Origin of the sequence: Pseudoalteromonas sp. MMG010 (assembly GCF_018100905.1) — a bacterium.
Taxonomy (GTDB): domain Bacteria; phylum Pseudomonadota; class Gammaproteobacteria; order Enterobacterales; family Alteromonadaceae; genus Pseudoalteromonas.
The window spans coordinates 30255-44695 of record NZ_JAGJEG010000008.1 but is presented as its reverse complement, the minus strand read 5'-3'; the positions used below and the strand labels follow the sequence as shown (position 1 = coordinate 44695).

The window sequence follows — 14441 nt, the reverse complement described above, 5'->3', positions numbered from 1 at the left end:
AGCTACGCTGTTCAAAATTGTTCCTGACAATTTTGTCGTTGGTTATTACTATTTCTAGTAACAGAGCAGACCTTACTTAGTTCGTCGTGGCACCTGTCTTCAGTCTATGTTCGTGGTTCAATGCAGCGTTAGCTGCATTGCCATCCTAACGCCGTCGGTGGTTGTGCCACACCCGATGCTTGATCCCATGCACTAACTCTAATTCGTTTATCATGCGGGTACTCTTGCCAATCTAAGTTTTGTATTCACTGGCGTAAGCACCACTTCTTTAGCTATTGCCCATATGTATGCAATCATTTCTCGGGCAATGGCAGTGACAACAAGGTTGTAGTGTTTCCCTTTAGCTATCATTTTTTTATAACGTTTGCAGAGCCTAAGCTGCGCTTTCCACGCAATATCAATAATATCCTTTGGTAAACCTTCTTGTCGTTTTTGCATATCTGTGGATATATTTGCCGCATACCGATAAGTGTGCGCACCTTCAACAAGAAGGCGTCTTGCTCGGCCGTTTCCGCATTTTGTGATAGCGCCAATATGGCGTTTGCCACCACTGGAGTGTTCACTAGGTACAAGACCGAGATAACTCATTAATTTACGGGGATGATCGAAGCGAGTTAAATCGCCAAGCTCAGCAACAACGCCGGTGGCGACCAATAATCGAACGCCACGCATAGCTTGTATTGCTTTAACAACGGGGTAATAACGCCATTGGTGAACGTGGTGTGTGAGTTCATTATCAAACCGTTCAAGTCGGCTTATTCGTTCGGTAATTGTTTGTAAAAATTCTTGTAAGACGATGTGCTGAGCGGGATGCGGAAGCACAAGTTCAGTGAGCCAACGTAAATGTTTTTGTGACCAATTTGCGGTGCCTTTGTAATTAATATTATTACGAAGCAGCAGCGCTTTTAATTGGTATTTAGCATCTTTTAAATCCTTCATTGCTATTTCGCGTGCGCGAGATAAATCGCGTACAGCTTCATCTTCAGGCTCAGGAACATAGATAGGTGTTAAATCTTCAGATTTAAGTAATTTAGCGAGCTTAAGGGCATCACGTTTATCGGTTTTAATTTTCTCACCGGGTTTTTTAGGGATAAGAGAGGGTGCAACCACATAACAGCAATGGCCAAGGCTGGTGATTAATCGGTAAATCCAGTAACCACAAGGGCCTGCTTCATAAACGAAATGAAGCGTTGCGCCAGGGTATTTAGATTCAAACTGACGAACAAGCTTTTGAACGGCCACTTTGGAAGAAGAAAATCGACCAAGGTGAACAGGTTGTGCACCTCTATGTTCTTCAATATAGGCGACTTCATTGAATTCTTTATGTGTATCAAGACCGATAAAAAGTATGCTATGTTTATTCATGTTAGCCTCTGCTGTTTAGTTAATTGACAAACTAATTATGGCTCTGGCTTTGAATTAAGCTAACCCACGAAAAGCGGAGGCTAACACCGTGTGGGAGTCATTATGTCTATATGCCATCACAGCTGGAGATATATGGAGATTAAATTCACGGTTAACTACACTGATGATGAATACCTTTGTGCAGTTCGAGAAAAAGTAGAGCAAATGCCAAACATTAAAGTCCATACATATATCCCGTTCATGATGTTGGTTTTAGTAGTTTGGTTACTCAACTACTTTGTGTTATTAGATAGCTGGTGGGGTATGTCGCTATCTTTAATTTTGGCTCTATACGCTATTCCGTCTTTGTTTGGTCGTTATCTTACTCCTTATATTGGATTGTTCTTTGCACGAAAGAAAAAACTACAAGAAACGTATAATTTTTCAATCAATTCAGAAAAAATTTATAGATATTCTCAACAGGGTGTAATAGAAATATTGTGGTCGGATATAAAATCAATTGATGTAACTACTAAAAACTATTTTTTTAACTTATCTAATGGTTCAATGTTACTTCCAAAATCTAGATTTAGTAATGAACAATTACAATGGTTAAATGAAATGATATTGGCATATAACAAGTGAATAATGTCCCTCGTATACTCACTGGGACAAATACTCGCTGGCCTTCGGCCAAATCACTCACATTTCCACTATATTCAAAGCGTTAGTTACATATGAAGTTGTCTGATGTAGGTAAGAAAATTCATGATTGAATTAAGTACTTTTGATCTATGGTTTTATGTTCTCTTTGGTATCGCATTGGCCTTAGGTGGATTCTTTCTATTTTATTACTATAACAATTGGGTTAAACGGCAGCTAGAAGATGTGGGGTCATCTTTTATTCGTGGCTCGCTGCTAGTTTGGTTTATTGGTTTTGGTATTTCACTGACAGGGGTAGGTGTGACTTATATTTTTGGCTCGGCGCTGTTTAGTTTTTATTTTAGCTAAGTGCAAAGTCTACATAATAAAGCAAATTAAAAGGGGCGGACAAAAACCAGTTGGCTTTGTTCGTACTCAATTAATTTTTCTGTTAACAGAGCGTTAACTGTAAAGGGAGTCTTGAATATTGATCTCGCAACTACCAAAATGGGTTGAAATAGGTGCTTTTATTTTAGCGATGATAGCTGGTTGTGTGAATGCTGTCGGATTGCTTGGCTTTGAACATCAATCTGTCTCCCATTTGTCAGGGACAGCTACTCTATTAGGGACAAACATTTTAACATCATCTTATCAAAGTGTTATTCATTTGCTAGGTATTTTGTTGTCCTTTTTGTTCGGCTCAATGATAGCTGGTTTTTTATTACATGGTTCAACGATAAAACTTGGCAGACACTACGATACAGTATTGATATTAGAATCTGCTTTATTGCTAATCACACTATGGTTTCTATCTAATGACTCGTTTTATGGCCATTTTTTTGCATCAGCGGCATGTGGTCTACAAAATGCGTTAGCAACAACATATAGCGGCGCTGTAGTAAGAACAACTCATGTGACGGGGATTTTCACAGATTTAGGTATAATGATAGGCGAATTTTTTAGAGGTAAAACGCTTGATAGGCGTAAGGCTAAGATATTTTTAACTATTATTATCGGTTTTATATTTGGTGGAACATTAGGTGCGTTGCTGTATATAAAATTTAACTTTATGGCATTGCTGTTTCCTGCGAGTATTTGTTTTTTTATTGCTGTTTGTTATCGTGTGTATTCTAAACGTTATAGCTAACAAAGCGTGCGTTATACGTTTTTCAAGGATGGAGTATGAATTACCTAAAATTAATATTATTTAGTATCTGTATAGCCACTTGCTATTATGCACTGACGATTTCAGCTATAGGTGTCGCAGCCGCAGGTAAAGTGTTTTGGTGGTTTCAATGGAAGGAGAACTTCCACTTTTATCATATAGCTCAAAACTTTTTCGGAATAGGCTTAGCTGCATTGATTCCAGCATTTCTCGTTCATAGTTATGAACCAAGTAAAAAGTGGTTAAGTATTTCTATTGTTATTTTAGCTTCAATGCTTTTTTTCGGTAACATAAATTACATGCCGCTTGATCCTAATGGTTTTGTTCGTTTTTTTAAAACTACATTTGTTTATGGTGATATTGGTTCTATCGGTGTGTTTTTAGAAATAGTTTTTTGGCCTGTGCTTTGGTTATTGATATTTAAACGAATAAAAACACGCCCTAGTTAATTAACAAACTAATTATGGCTCTGGCTTTGAATTAAGCTAACCCACTAAAAGCGGAGGCTAACACCGTGTGGGAGTCATTATGTCTATATACCTAGGATCATCAATGTCAGTTATCGCTAATACACCTAAACCTCCATATTTTGCTGTTATTTTCACTTCTACACGAACTGAAGGTGATAATGGTTACGGTGATATGGCAAATAGGATGGTTGAGCTTGCAGAACAACAACCCGGATTTTTGGGCATAGAATCAGCAAGAGAAAATGTTGGTATAACTGTTTCTTATTGGGCCGATTTAGATTCAATTAAAAATTGGAAAGCTAACTCAGAACACTTAGAAGCTCAAAAAACTGGTCGTAAGTCTTGGTACGATTCATTTAAGGTTCGCATATCTAAAGTTGAACGTGATTACGGTATATGACAAGCCCATTAAGCTGATTCGCAACGCCGTCACATTGGTTGCAAAAAACAAAGGCCTAATAAATTGTTTCAGCACTGCTCACGGCTTATGGGGGTATAATATGCTTGCTAGGAAGGTCGATAAATTAGTGTAGAATCAGAGTTTTGAGGAAATTGGATATCAGTATGCCTAAGCCAGTTCAGCAGCAAATCGGTAATGTAGCGCTAGTCGTTGAAAACTACGATGATGCGATTGCATTCTATACCCAGAAGCTTCAATTCACGTTGCTCGAAGATACCGACTTGGGTGGGGGGAAGCGCTGGGTGCAAGTATCTCCTCCAAATTCTAATGGTACACACTTACTTCTAGCCCAAGCGAGCAGTGAGGAACAATTTCACGCCGTAGGTAATCAAACTGGCGGTCGTGTATTTTTGTTTCTACAAACTAATGATTTCTGGCGTGATTACAAATTGATGAAATCAAATGGTGTACTATTTTTGGAAGAACCACGAATTGAAGAGTACGGTACCGTAGTCGTGTTCGAGGATCTATATGGTACTAAATGGGACTTGTTGCAATTAAACGATGCAACAGGCTAGCCTGCACATAATAAAGCGTTCAAGTATAGCCAAGCGTGCTAACACTGTATGGGAGTTATTATGTCTAGAGCTAACATATATAGAGCTACCATATATAGAGCGACTAAGAGAGTGGTGTTAAATTAATTTATGGTATTAACTCGAAGCCGAAATTATTTTCAGATATTTTTTGCATCATTATCGCCAATGGTTGTAGTGGTTATTGTTCTTGCAGAACTTAATTTAGGTATTAATTTATCGCTCTCAATCCTTTTAGTGAGTTACTTAATTTCATTTATATTTTGGTTTAAGAATGGTACTAAACCAGCTGCATGGATTAAGTACGATGAATTACATATTAGAGATGGTGCTTTCGAAACGGATGTCATTAATAAAAATTTAGTAGAATACATGCGCTATGAAACTGGGCATAAGCGTGCTGTCGCAAGAAGAGGTAACGAACAAATAGATATGCACATCATGGTTATTAAAATGAAAGGTTTCGATAAATGGACTCTTCCAATTAAAGATTTGGTCGAACATGGTGCCAATTTAAGACTTTACAAATTTATAAAAGAAAATTTTTACAACATAACGTTAGTTAAAAAATAGCTCTAATAAGTTACTAAATCAGGAAAATTACTGGGGTTATGCTTTTTGCAAAAATACGCTAAAAGCCTGCTCTTGAAACTACCCATTAGCAACGAGTTTTGTATACAAGGAGCTCCATTGTTCATTAGGCATGTCTTTTTATTCAGTTTAATCTTTATTTGTTCTGCCTGTACCACGTCAGGCCAGCTTTATTATGTTGATACCAAGGGTAATGAAAAGCTTGGTTGTGACGTAGAATTTATTGGTATACCAAGTGTCGATAAATTTGCCGTTGAATATGCTTTAAGCCTTTGCGCTAAAAGCATTGTAAAAAAAGGTGGCGTGATTAAGGAAAGTCACCTTTTAAAAATTGATACTACGATTCCTGCTGCGCCGTGTGGTGCCGCTTGGACTCATGAGCTAGCAAAGCAACATTTTCAATCTAAATATTTATCTAAAAAAGAGTATGGTTATATTGTGGCGAATATTGATTTGAAGCTTGCTGAATTAAACACGTGTATATAATGGACGTCCTAGTTTTCACTACACGGTGTGTAACTTTGAATAATACGCTTCGTTAAACTTATCAGCTGCTTTGTGTATGTGAATGAACTTCATATAACTTGCTAGGCATTAGGTATCATGCGCTAGGCTTTGTTTTTATGCTATTTACTTTTAAAGCATGTAATTTATTGATAGCGTGAATAAAATATTTAAAATAAAATTAGTGAAAAGGGAATTGTTGCTATTAAAAATGTAAATCCGTGGTTGATATCGGCGGCGATTCCGTTAGTAAAAGCCATGTAAAATAAAGCGAAAAAAAAGCAAACAATGATTAACACCGGCAAATGTGTAACTCGGTTTTTCCACAACGTATCAAAAATGCAGGTATTGACCAAGGTGTGTTAAGTGTTGCCCTGTTTACAGGGAGAATTTATTTATAAAGTTAAATGCTTTGCCATTGGGTATTAAAGCACAGGAGTTGTCGGTTGGATCAACTAAAAGCCATACGGTATTTTATTAAAGTAGCCGAAACCGGTAGTTTTACCAAAGCCGCTAAAGCCTTTAGTGTGCCGCCTTCGTCGTTATCGCGCCGTGTGGCGGATTTAGAAAAAAGCTTAGGTGCTACGCTTTTAAAACGTTCAACCCGTATTGTTAAGCTTACCGAAGTTGGGCATATTTACTATAACGATATGCAGCAAATTTTGGGGCAGCTAGCACAAAGCCAAGAAACCGTCCGCAGTTATCAAACAACGCCAATGGGGCGGTTATCAATTAGCTGTATGGTTGGCTTTGGCGATAAAATTTTAATGCCTTTGCTTGATGAATTTAGCGCTTTGTATCCGCAAATTATACTTGATGTGAGCCTAAGCGATGAGCTTTCGACCTTAGGGCGAGACGACGTTGATATAGCGATTCGTGGTGGTTATGCCCCAAACGAGCGCGTATTAGCGATTAAGCTTATGGATAATGGTTTTATTCCTGTTGCCTCGCCATGCTATATACAAAAATACGGTATACCTAGTAGCGCAATGGAATTAAAACAACACCGTGGACTTTATTTTAAAACGCCATCGGGGCCTACACCGTGGTTATGTAAAATAGATGAGCAATGGCACGATGTATCCGCACCTGCGGTGGCTATTTCAAATAGTGGGACTTGGCTTGCTAAAAAAGCCTGCAACGGTGAAGGTATTTTAATGTCGACTCGATGGGCACTTAAATCGCACCTTGCATCGGGCGAGTTACAGATGCTTAATTTTGAACATGAATTAGCTATTACACAAAATACCCATTTAGCGGTTTACTTGTTGTATCAAAAACAGCGTTATTTAGTGCCTAAAGTAAAAGCGGCGGTTGATTTTTTAGTGCAAAGAATAAAAGCGCCTTCCAAAGATGCAAACTAACTAAATAAATAACTAAAGCGCGTGCCTGTTTATTGGCTGTTTTATTTATTTGTATAAAAATAGGTACTAAATGTGTCCTTGGCCTAAAGCTTTTTACTCAGCGCCCGATAAATTATTAAATTGGGTAGGGCGATTAAGGATAATCATGATCAATAATGCACTGAGTAACCACACACATTTAAATACTTTGTTTGCTCAATCAGTTAAAAGCGTTGATCAATCTTCCCTTTCAAATACCTCGTTAAGCGCTCATAACCTTCAAGCGCTCAATGATATAAAAGCCAGTGCCTCAAATAACGCCGAAGCGTTACTTAGTCAATTAAATAATCAAACGCCCAATAGCGCTTTGAATAACGAAGCTGCAGAGATGGTGTTAGAACAACAGCTGACCTCGTTATTTACTATTTCAAGCACACCTAGTTTTGGTAACTATAAACTCACGAATGAAGAACGTGCCTTGCGCACCGTTATAAGTTCGCAACAAGAGGGGTTATTACAAAACGAAAGCAGCGATAAATTAATGGCACGTTTAAATACGTCGGTTAAAAATATTGCGGGTGCTTATGCAAATACGAGCGATATTTTATCGAGTTTAGGGCAGCTTGGGGATGAACAACAAAGCTTTTTAGCGTCAAGTCAGCAGCGTGTTGAGCGCACGCTTAATCCTTACATGGAAAGCCTTAACCGTGCTAAATATGAAAACGATGATAACTATAAGTTTGATCTATCGGTAACCACTAAAGAAGGTGATGTGATAAATATTACCTTTAATTCATCACAAGGTTATGACGAAAAAACCGGCGAAGCTGTTGATGCATTTGGCATAAGTTATGAAGTAAATGGCGATTTATCGCAAGATGAACATGCAGCTTTAACGCAAGTGATGGACGGCATTGGCGAAATGGCCGATGAATTTTTTAAGGTCAATGAAAACGCATTTAATGCTGTTATTGTGCCAAACCAAGCCGATATGGGCTTAGACTTTTTAGCCGGTTTTAATAGTGAACAGTTAACAGGATTTGATGTGTCGTTTTCTAGCTCGCACAATAATGAGTTTAACGCTGGCGAGAATACGCTTGATTTAAGTTATTCTATTGATGGTGCATTAAACCAACAAGCACTGGTATTTAAAGCCGATACGGGGCAGCACGATATTGATTTTGCGCTTGATATGTCAACCATGGGTGGCAAAGACACACAACAAATGCAGCAGTATTTAGCGTCGCTCGATCAAAGCCTAGAAGATACCCGCGTAAACAGCACGCAGGATGATAAAGCATCGGCATTTGGACGTACAGGCGATGAGGCAATGCAGCAAGGATTTGCGTTATTTAAAAGTGCATTTTCGAGTATGTCGTCGGCGGCTGAGCGCTATAGTCATTTAGAGTCGATAGCCGAGCAGCAGTTTAATGACGGGCGCGCTATGGTTGCCGATTTAGTTGATAACATGATCACCCGCGATCCTCGTTACCAAGGGCTTGGCAGTAATGCGCCTAATACATTGGGGACGGGTATTTCAAAGCTTGCTGATTTTGATGCTACTTTTTCGTATGCGCTAGATAGCGGCGATTATCAGCCTAAAAGCACGATTGAACTAAGCCAAGCAACAACGCAAACCCAGCAAGGGGAGCTAAGCGGTGTAACACAAAGCAAAAACATAAATAGCCACTTTGATTACCAATTTAGTCGCCCTGATTACTACACCAAAGACGAAAGCTATAACGTAGACACGGCAGTTAAAAATAAAGCGCTGGTAGGGCTTAATCAATCGCACAATGTGGATGTAGATACACAACTGTTTGCATTTAATCCGCAAACCAATCAATACGAACTGCAAATGGCAATGCAACAGCACACCGAGAGTAAAAGTAATATTCGTTTAATTGATGATATTTGGCTAGAAGAAAACGAAAATAGCGACACGATGCATAAAAAAGAGCGCGACGAGAGTGAAGATCGCCAAGATGATTTTATAGAAACAAGTCGTCATTCTCATACTAAGCTGGTGACCTTAATTGGTGATTTAGATAAGCTGGCAGAAAATAAATATGCACGACGCGAGTATTTAGCTAATTTATCGCACGTTAACTTTTTTATGGATAAAAAATAACGCCTTAGAATTGTTCACTCCACACTCAATCTTGGGTATAGTCGTTTAATACCTTATTTAATACCTTATTTAATACCTTATTTAATACCAAAATTAAGAGTAACCCAATGTTTAAAAAATTAATTCTATTATGTGCTTTAAGTGTTGCCCTAACGGCCTGCGCGGCGAAAGGGCCTTTTGCTGGTGCAATCAGCACACAAACACTGTTAAACGATTACGCACCATTTAACGAGCAATACACTGCATTTACACCCACTCAGCAAGATATTGCCTTAATGCAAAAGCTAAAAGGTAAAGAAGTAATTGTATTATTTGGAACCTGGTGTCACGACAGTGAGCGCGAAGTGCCCAAGCTTATTAAGTTACTTGAAGCGTCGAAGGTAGAGCTTGCAAGCATTGAGTATGTGGCTGTGGGTTACGACAAACGTGACGACGGCGGTATCGCACAGGCTAACGACTTAAAATACACCCCAACGTTTATCGTAAAACAAAACGGAAAAGAGTTAGTACGGGTAATTGAAAAACCAACGGGTACGTTAGCACAAGACTTAACTAAGGGATTGTAAGTAGAGCTTGTTGCCGGTTTTGCTAATAGATATATCAGTTAGCTGGTAGGTAGTTATGTTAATGATTGTTGTGATCTCGCGAACAAAAGAGAAGTAGGTTATAGCTGGCCTCGATTGACATTTTCTCGTTGGCGTTAGCGCGTTATTTTAGACCTCTCATAGCATGATATGTAGCCTATTGGTAATATTTAAAGTAAACTAAAGTCATGGGATATTATTTTGGAGGCATTATGAAAGCTTTGTTAGGTAGTTTAGCTAAGAAAATTAAAGGTGATCCATTGGGAAGCAAACAGTTGAGATCTTTTATTTCTAGTAGCTCAAAAGACAGTGAAGTGATTACTTTGTCAAATGGCAAGAAATATCGTGTTTCGACTTCGCCTAAAGAGAAAGCTGTTGCATGAATATAGCTTTTCCTGCTTTTTTTATTTTAGTGTTGATAATTCCAGGTTTTATATTCCAAAACTCTTATGAAAAAGTAGAAAATACTAGCATAGAAAAAAAGCCATTTGATGTATCTTCATCTTTGGCTTTTTTTTATGCTTTAATTTTACATATTTTTCTAATTTATATTTTAGTACCTTTATTTGGAAACGAAATTAATTATGAAATTTGTCTAAAATTATTAACTGGTTCTAAATCCGTGTCGGAATCCGATGTAGAAATTGTAAGTGCTAGTATCCCTAAAATCATTTTATATTTTTCTAGTTCATTTCTCCTTGCATATATTTTGGGGAAAATATTTCAAAAGCTAATTTTTCACTTTAATCCATACAAATCCTCAAGGTATGCCTTCGATACTCCATGGTATTACGAGCTAACTGGAAAATTATCTGAAACTCAGGATGCAGAGTTAATTAAGTTATCTTGTTTAGTTGAGACTAAAAATATTTCCTTTTTATATTATGGTGTTCTTGAAGACTTTTATCTTGACTCTAGTGGGCAGTTAGATCGTGTTGTTTTATCCGGTGCCATGAGAAGACATATAGAGTCAGATAAGCCTTCATCTACAGGTTCCCCAACCACTCGTTTTTATGAGATTAAAGGAGATCGACTTATTCTCAAGTATGAAGATATTAAAAATATAAATATTGAGTATCTTTATATTATTGAAGAAGAATAGCCAACTAACAAGAAGTACAGTAGTACTGTTACTAATTGGTACACAAATGTGATTTATATACTGCGTTTATACTTACTTATAATCATTACTTATTAAACAGATTTTTTTCGAATGCTTGCGCTGCATGCGAAGAGGGCCTGTCTTTGTAATGTAGCTGATACAGCGGCCGTGAAAGCGGGGCTTTATTTTGTTGACTTACCCGTTTTAGCTTTCCTAATTGCACTAAATCCTCAGTAACCACATTGGGCAGTAATGCAACGCCCATCCCTTGGGCTACGGCCCTTGCTATGGCTTCGTTGCTGCCTAGTTGCATGCTTTCTTCTACTTTTACTGCGTGTTGAGTTAAAAGTTTACTCGATATTTCGAGCGTGCCAGAGCCGGGCTCGCGTAATAACCAATTTTGTTTACTTAACCAACGCTGTAGATTTTTATCGGGTGTGAACGTACTGGGAATAACAATGCTCATTTTATCGTTTTGCCAATGTTTGCTGATGATATGTGGCTCGGTTGGGGTGCCTTCTACAAGCGCTAAGTCAATGGTGCAATCACGTAGTGCTTGTTCAATATGTGCGGTATTGGCAACTTGTACTTCTACTTTTATATGCGGGTATTGGGTGCAAAAGTTAGCTAAGTAGGGGGGTAACCAATAACTGGCTATGGTGGTGCTTGCCCCAATTACTAAGGTGCCGCGCTTTAAACCTGTACGCGACTTTATATCGTCTATGGCGGCTTTTTCTATAGCAAAAATACTACGTGCGTGCTCAAACAGTGCTTGGCCGCCTTCGCTTAAAGTGAGTTTTTTGCCTTTAGAGGCGCGCTCTATTAATTGTATGTTTAGTTGATGCTCAAGCTCTTTTAATGCTTTAGATACCGCGGGTTGGCTTATAAAAAGCGCCTCGGCTGCGCCTGAAAAACTACCCAATTTTGCTACGGTGTAAAACACTCTGAGTGCGTGTAAATTCATTGTATAACCTAAAGTTATCAAATCATGATATTAATATATTGGAGTTATATTTTGCACTTTCTTAAAATGAAGTCAATACATTAACGTTGTTTAATTAAGAGAATACAATGCTTAGCGCAATTAAAAATGAATGTTTGCCTTTAGCTATTAATACTAAGCAATATAACGATACTCGCTGGTGGTTAGGCATGCTGCTGGTGGTTGTTTTAGCCGGGGCATCTGTTGTATTAAGTAAACACCCGATAATGCAAGGGGCGCAATTTAGCTCGTTAACAATTGGTATTGTGCTTGGCATTATGGTGGGTAACAGTGTGTTTTCGCGAATTGCAACGCATACCAATGTAGGTGTTGATTACGCTAAAAGTATATTGCTTAAAGCGGGCATTGTGTTGTTTGGTTTTAGAATTACGTTTGCTCAGGTTGCGGGGGTAGGCTGGCATGGCCTATTAACCGATGTGATTATGCTCGGGGGGACATTTATTTTGGCAGTGCAGCTAGGTAAGCGCGTATTTAAGCTTGATGAACAAACAACCATATTAATAGGTGCGGGTAGCTCTATTTGTGGTGCCGCTGCGGTTATGGCTACTGAGCCGGTGATAAAAGCACAGGCGCATAAAGTGTCTGTAGCGGTGGCAACAGTGGTGGTGTTTGGTACGTTAAGTATGTTTGCCTACCCTGTTATGTTTAAGTTTATGGGATTTAGCGAGCACGCTTACGGTATTTTTGTTGGTTCAACCATTCATGAAGTAGCGCAAGTGGTAGCAGCAGGTACGGCGGTAAGTGCCCATGCCGGTGACACCGCCGTGATTGAAAAAATGCTACGCGTAATGATGCTTGCGCCCTTTTTAGTGATCTTATCGTTTTGGCAAAGTAAAAAGCACGGAAAAACAAACAATAACAAGCCTGGTAGCGAGCAAAAAACGGGTGTGACTATTCCTTGGTTTGCGGTGTTATTTATAGTGGCAAGTGGTGTGCATTCGTTATCGGTTATTCCTCAAGGTGCTACAAACGCCATTGTATGGTTTGACAATATATTACTTACCATTGCCATGGTGGCTTTGGGTTTACGCACGCATGTTGGCGCTATTCGCCAAGCAGGTATTAAACCACTGTTATTAGCTGGCTGTTTATTTTTGTTTTTAACTTTGGGTGGCTTTGCCATTAATGTAGGCATTGCGCAGTTGTTTTAAATTTTGGATAAATAACCTGAACTCAATTTAACTAGATTGGCTTAAACAGGCCAATCTACTTCGTTGAAGTCATCGACCTGCTGTGTTTTATTACTGTGCCCATGCCACTTGTTGGTATAGGTACCATTTGGGTCAAACTGTGTGGTTTGCTTTTGTATATTAAAGTGGCGTCCGCCACGTGGGTCAACCCCTACACCGGCTATGTACTGCCAGTTTCCCCAGTTTGCTGCTACATCGTAATCAATAAGTTGCTGCTCAAAATAGGCTGCACCGTATCGCCAATCAAGGCTTAACTCGTTCACTAGGCAGCTTGCTGCAATTTGCCTTGCACGGTTTGAAATGTAACCCGTAGCGTTTAGCTGGTTCATAATGGCATTGACAAGCGGGTAAGGTGTTGCGCCATTACACCACGCAGCAAAGCGGGTAGGTGTAAAAGTAGTAAGCGGTTTAGTCTGCTTTTGACCTTTAAAGCTAAATAGGCTGCTACCTGCTTTAAGCGCGTGCCATTTAAAATACTCTCGCCATAGCAATTCAAATTTAATCCAGTAAGTAGACTCGTTTGCCGTATTGCTTTGCTCGTAATCTTCTACGGCTTTATAAACTTGTTTTGCACTTAAACAGCCAAAGGCAAGCCAAGTGCTAAATTTGGTGGTGTTGTTAAAGCCATCGAGCTCGTTACGTGTCGTTTTATAAGTACTCGGTATTGCGCTTGCAAAGTACTGCTTTAAATGTGCTTGAGCGCTGTTAAGGCCGCCATGCATTACGCCTTTATTGGTTATACGTTCTATAGGTTTTTTGGCGCATAAGGTTATTGGCTGAGGGAGCAAACCGTTTGGAAAAGTAGAAGATGTAATGGGGCTATTAGCGGCCTCTACCTTTTTACGAAACGGAGTAAAGTGTTTAGGTAACTCGCTTAAATCAAACGGGAGGTCACTTTGCTTAAAGAGGGTGTCGTGCTGCGACCCTGTAAACTGGGTATTGGGGCAATGTGCTTTAAGTAAGTGTATTTGGCGTTGCTCGTACACGCCAAATTGCTCGCTGTATAACACTTCATCTATATTTTGCTCATAAATACGCGCTTTTAAAAGCGATACGGGGTCACCCTCAAGTACATGCAGGGTTTGCCCACACTCAATAAGTGCTTGTTGCAGCTCGTACAAGCTTTGCATTAAAAATAGCTGCTTATGTATGCCGTAGGGTTTTTGTTGGTAATTATTATTTTTAAACCAGTGTGGATTTATAACAAATACAATATCAAGCGCGCATTGCTCTGTAGCAAGGTCACTAAAAAGTGGGTTGTCGGTTAGGCGTAAATCGTTTTGTAGCCAATATAAAATGCGTTTGCTCATACTTAATGCTCTGGTTTTTGTAATCATTAAGTTTACGAAGCAAAAGCGGGTAAGGATTGATTTTCA

The 14441-nt window shown here is 39.0% G+C and carries 17 protein-coding genes; 14 read left to right on the top strand and 3 right to left on the bottom strand.

Annotated elements, in window-relative coordinates; all coding sequences use genetic code 11:
* Positions 1-210: 210 nt before the first annotated feature.
* Positions 211-1365, bottom strand: a complete 1155-nt coding sequence (locus J8L70_RS09935; RefSeq protein WP_211055418.1) for an IS110 family transposase — start codon at positions 1363-1365, stop codon at positions 211-213.
* A gap of 102 nt (positions 1366-1467) precedes the next feature.
* Between J8L70_RS09935 and J8L70_RS09930 the strand changes: the two genes are divergently transcribed.
* From J8L70_RS09930 to J8L70_RS09870, 13 genes are all read left to right on the top strand, one after another.
* A complete protein-coding gene (locus J8L70_RS09930; RefSeq protein WP_211055417.1) occupies positions 1468-1989 on the top strand; it encodes a YcxB family protein in 522 nt (173 codons plus the stop codon).
* A gap of 123 nt (positions 1990-2112) precedes the next feature.
* Positions 2113-2355, top strand: a complete 243-nt coding sequence (locus tag J8L70_RS09925) for a hypothetical protein (RefSeq protein WP_211055416.1) — start codon at positions 2113-2115, stop codon at positions 2353-2355.
* A gap of 118 nt (positions 2356-2473) precedes the next feature.
* On the top strand, positions 2474-3133 hold the full coding sequence (locus J8L70_RS09920; protein WP_211055415.1) for a YoaK family protein: 660 nt from the start codon (positions 2474-2476) through the stop codon (positions 3131-3133).
* 35 nt (positions 3134-3168) lie between these two features.
* Positions 3169-3600, top strand: coding sequence for a hypothetical protein (locus J8L70_RS09915; protein ID WP_211055414.1), 432 nt, complete (start codon positions 3169-3171; stop codon positions 3598-3600).
* 103 nt (positions 3601-3703) lie between these two features.
* Entirely contained in the window at positions 3704-4021 is a 318-nt protein-coding gene (locus J8L70_RS09910; protein WP_211055538.1) for an antibiotic biosynthesis monooxygenase, read from the top strand.
* Positions 4022-4185: 164 nt separating this feature from the next.
* The gene (locus tag J8L70_RS09905) at positions 4186-4599 is read left to right on the top strand and encodes a VOC family protein (RefSeq protein WP_211055413.1); all 414 of its coding nucleotides are present in this window, start codon (positions 4186-4188) and stop codon (positions 4597-4599) included.
* Positions 4600-4728: 129 nt separating this feature from the next.
* The gene (locus J8L70_RS09900; RefSeq protein WP_211055412.1) at positions 4729-5190 is read left to right on the top strand and encodes a hypothetical protein; all 462 of its coding nucleotides are present in this window, start codon (positions 4729-4731) and stop codon (positions 5188-5190) included.
* Positions 5191-5235: 45 nt separating this feature from the next.
* Positions 5236-5694 (top strand): hypothetical protein, encoded by a 459-nt coding sequence (locus J8L70_RS09895; protein ID WP_247664771.1) that lies wholly within the window; start codon positions 5236-5238, stop codon positions 5692-5694.
* A 464-nt stretch (positions 5695-6158) separates the two neighbouring features.
* Entirely contained in the window at positions 6159-7076 is a 918-nt protein-coding gene (locus J8L70_RS09890; RefSeq protein WP_211055411.1) for a LysR family transcriptional regulator, read from the top strand.
* A 145-nt stretch (positions 7077-7221) separates the two neighbouring features.
* Entirely contained in the window at positions 7222-9186 is a 1965-nt protein-coding gene (locus tag J8L70_RS09885; protein WP_211055410.1) for a hypothetical protein, read from the top strand.
* 107 nt (positions 9187-9293) lie between these two features.
* Positions 9294-9752 (top strand): thioredoxin family protein, encoded by a 459-nt coding sequence (locus tag J8L70_RS09880; RefSeq protein ID WP_211055409.1) that lies wholly within the window; start codon positions 9294-9296, stop codon positions 9750-9752.
* A gap of 230 nt (positions 9753-9982) precedes the next feature.
* Positions 9983-10153, top strand: a complete 171-nt coding sequence (locus J8L70_RS09875; protein WP_211055408.1) for a hypothetical protein — start codon at positions 9983-9985, stop codon at positions 10151-10153.
* Entirely contained in the window at positions 10150-10872 is a 723-nt protein-coding gene (locus tag J8L70_RS09870; protein ID WP_211055407.1) for a hypothetical protein, read from the top strand. Before J8L70_RS09875 ends, J8L70_RS09870 begins: the two co-directional genes overlap by 4 nt.
* Before the next feature lie 85 nt (positions 10873-10957).
* Here the strand turns inward: J8L70_RS09870 and J8L70_RS09865 are convergent, their stop codons facing one another.
* Positions 10958-11836, bottom strand: coding sequence for a LysR substrate-binding domain-containing protein (locus J8L70_RS09865; RefSeq protein ID WP_211055406.1), 879 nt, complete (start codon positions 11834-11836; stop codon positions 10958-10960).
* A 107-nt stretch (positions 11837-11943) separates the two neighbouring features.
* Here J8L70_RS09865 and J8L70_RS09860 point away from each other — a divergent pair, with 107 nt between their 5' ends.
* Positions 11944-13026 (top strand): YeiH family protein, encoded by a 1083-nt coding sequence (locus J8L70_RS09860; RefSeq protein ID WP_211055405.1) that lies wholly within the window; start codon positions 11944-11946, stop codon positions 13024-13026.
* A gap of 41 nt (positions 13027-13067) precedes the next feature.
* Here the strand turns inward: J8L70_RS09860 and J8L70_RS09855 are convergent, their stop codons facing one another.
* The gene (locus J8L70_RS09855; protein ID WP_211055404.1) at positions 13068-14375 is read right to left on the bottom strand and encodes a DASH family cryptochrome; all 1308 of its coding nucleotides are present in this window, start codon (positions 14373-14375) and stop codon (positions 13068-13070) included.
* Positions 14376-14441: the final 66 nt, after the last annotated feature.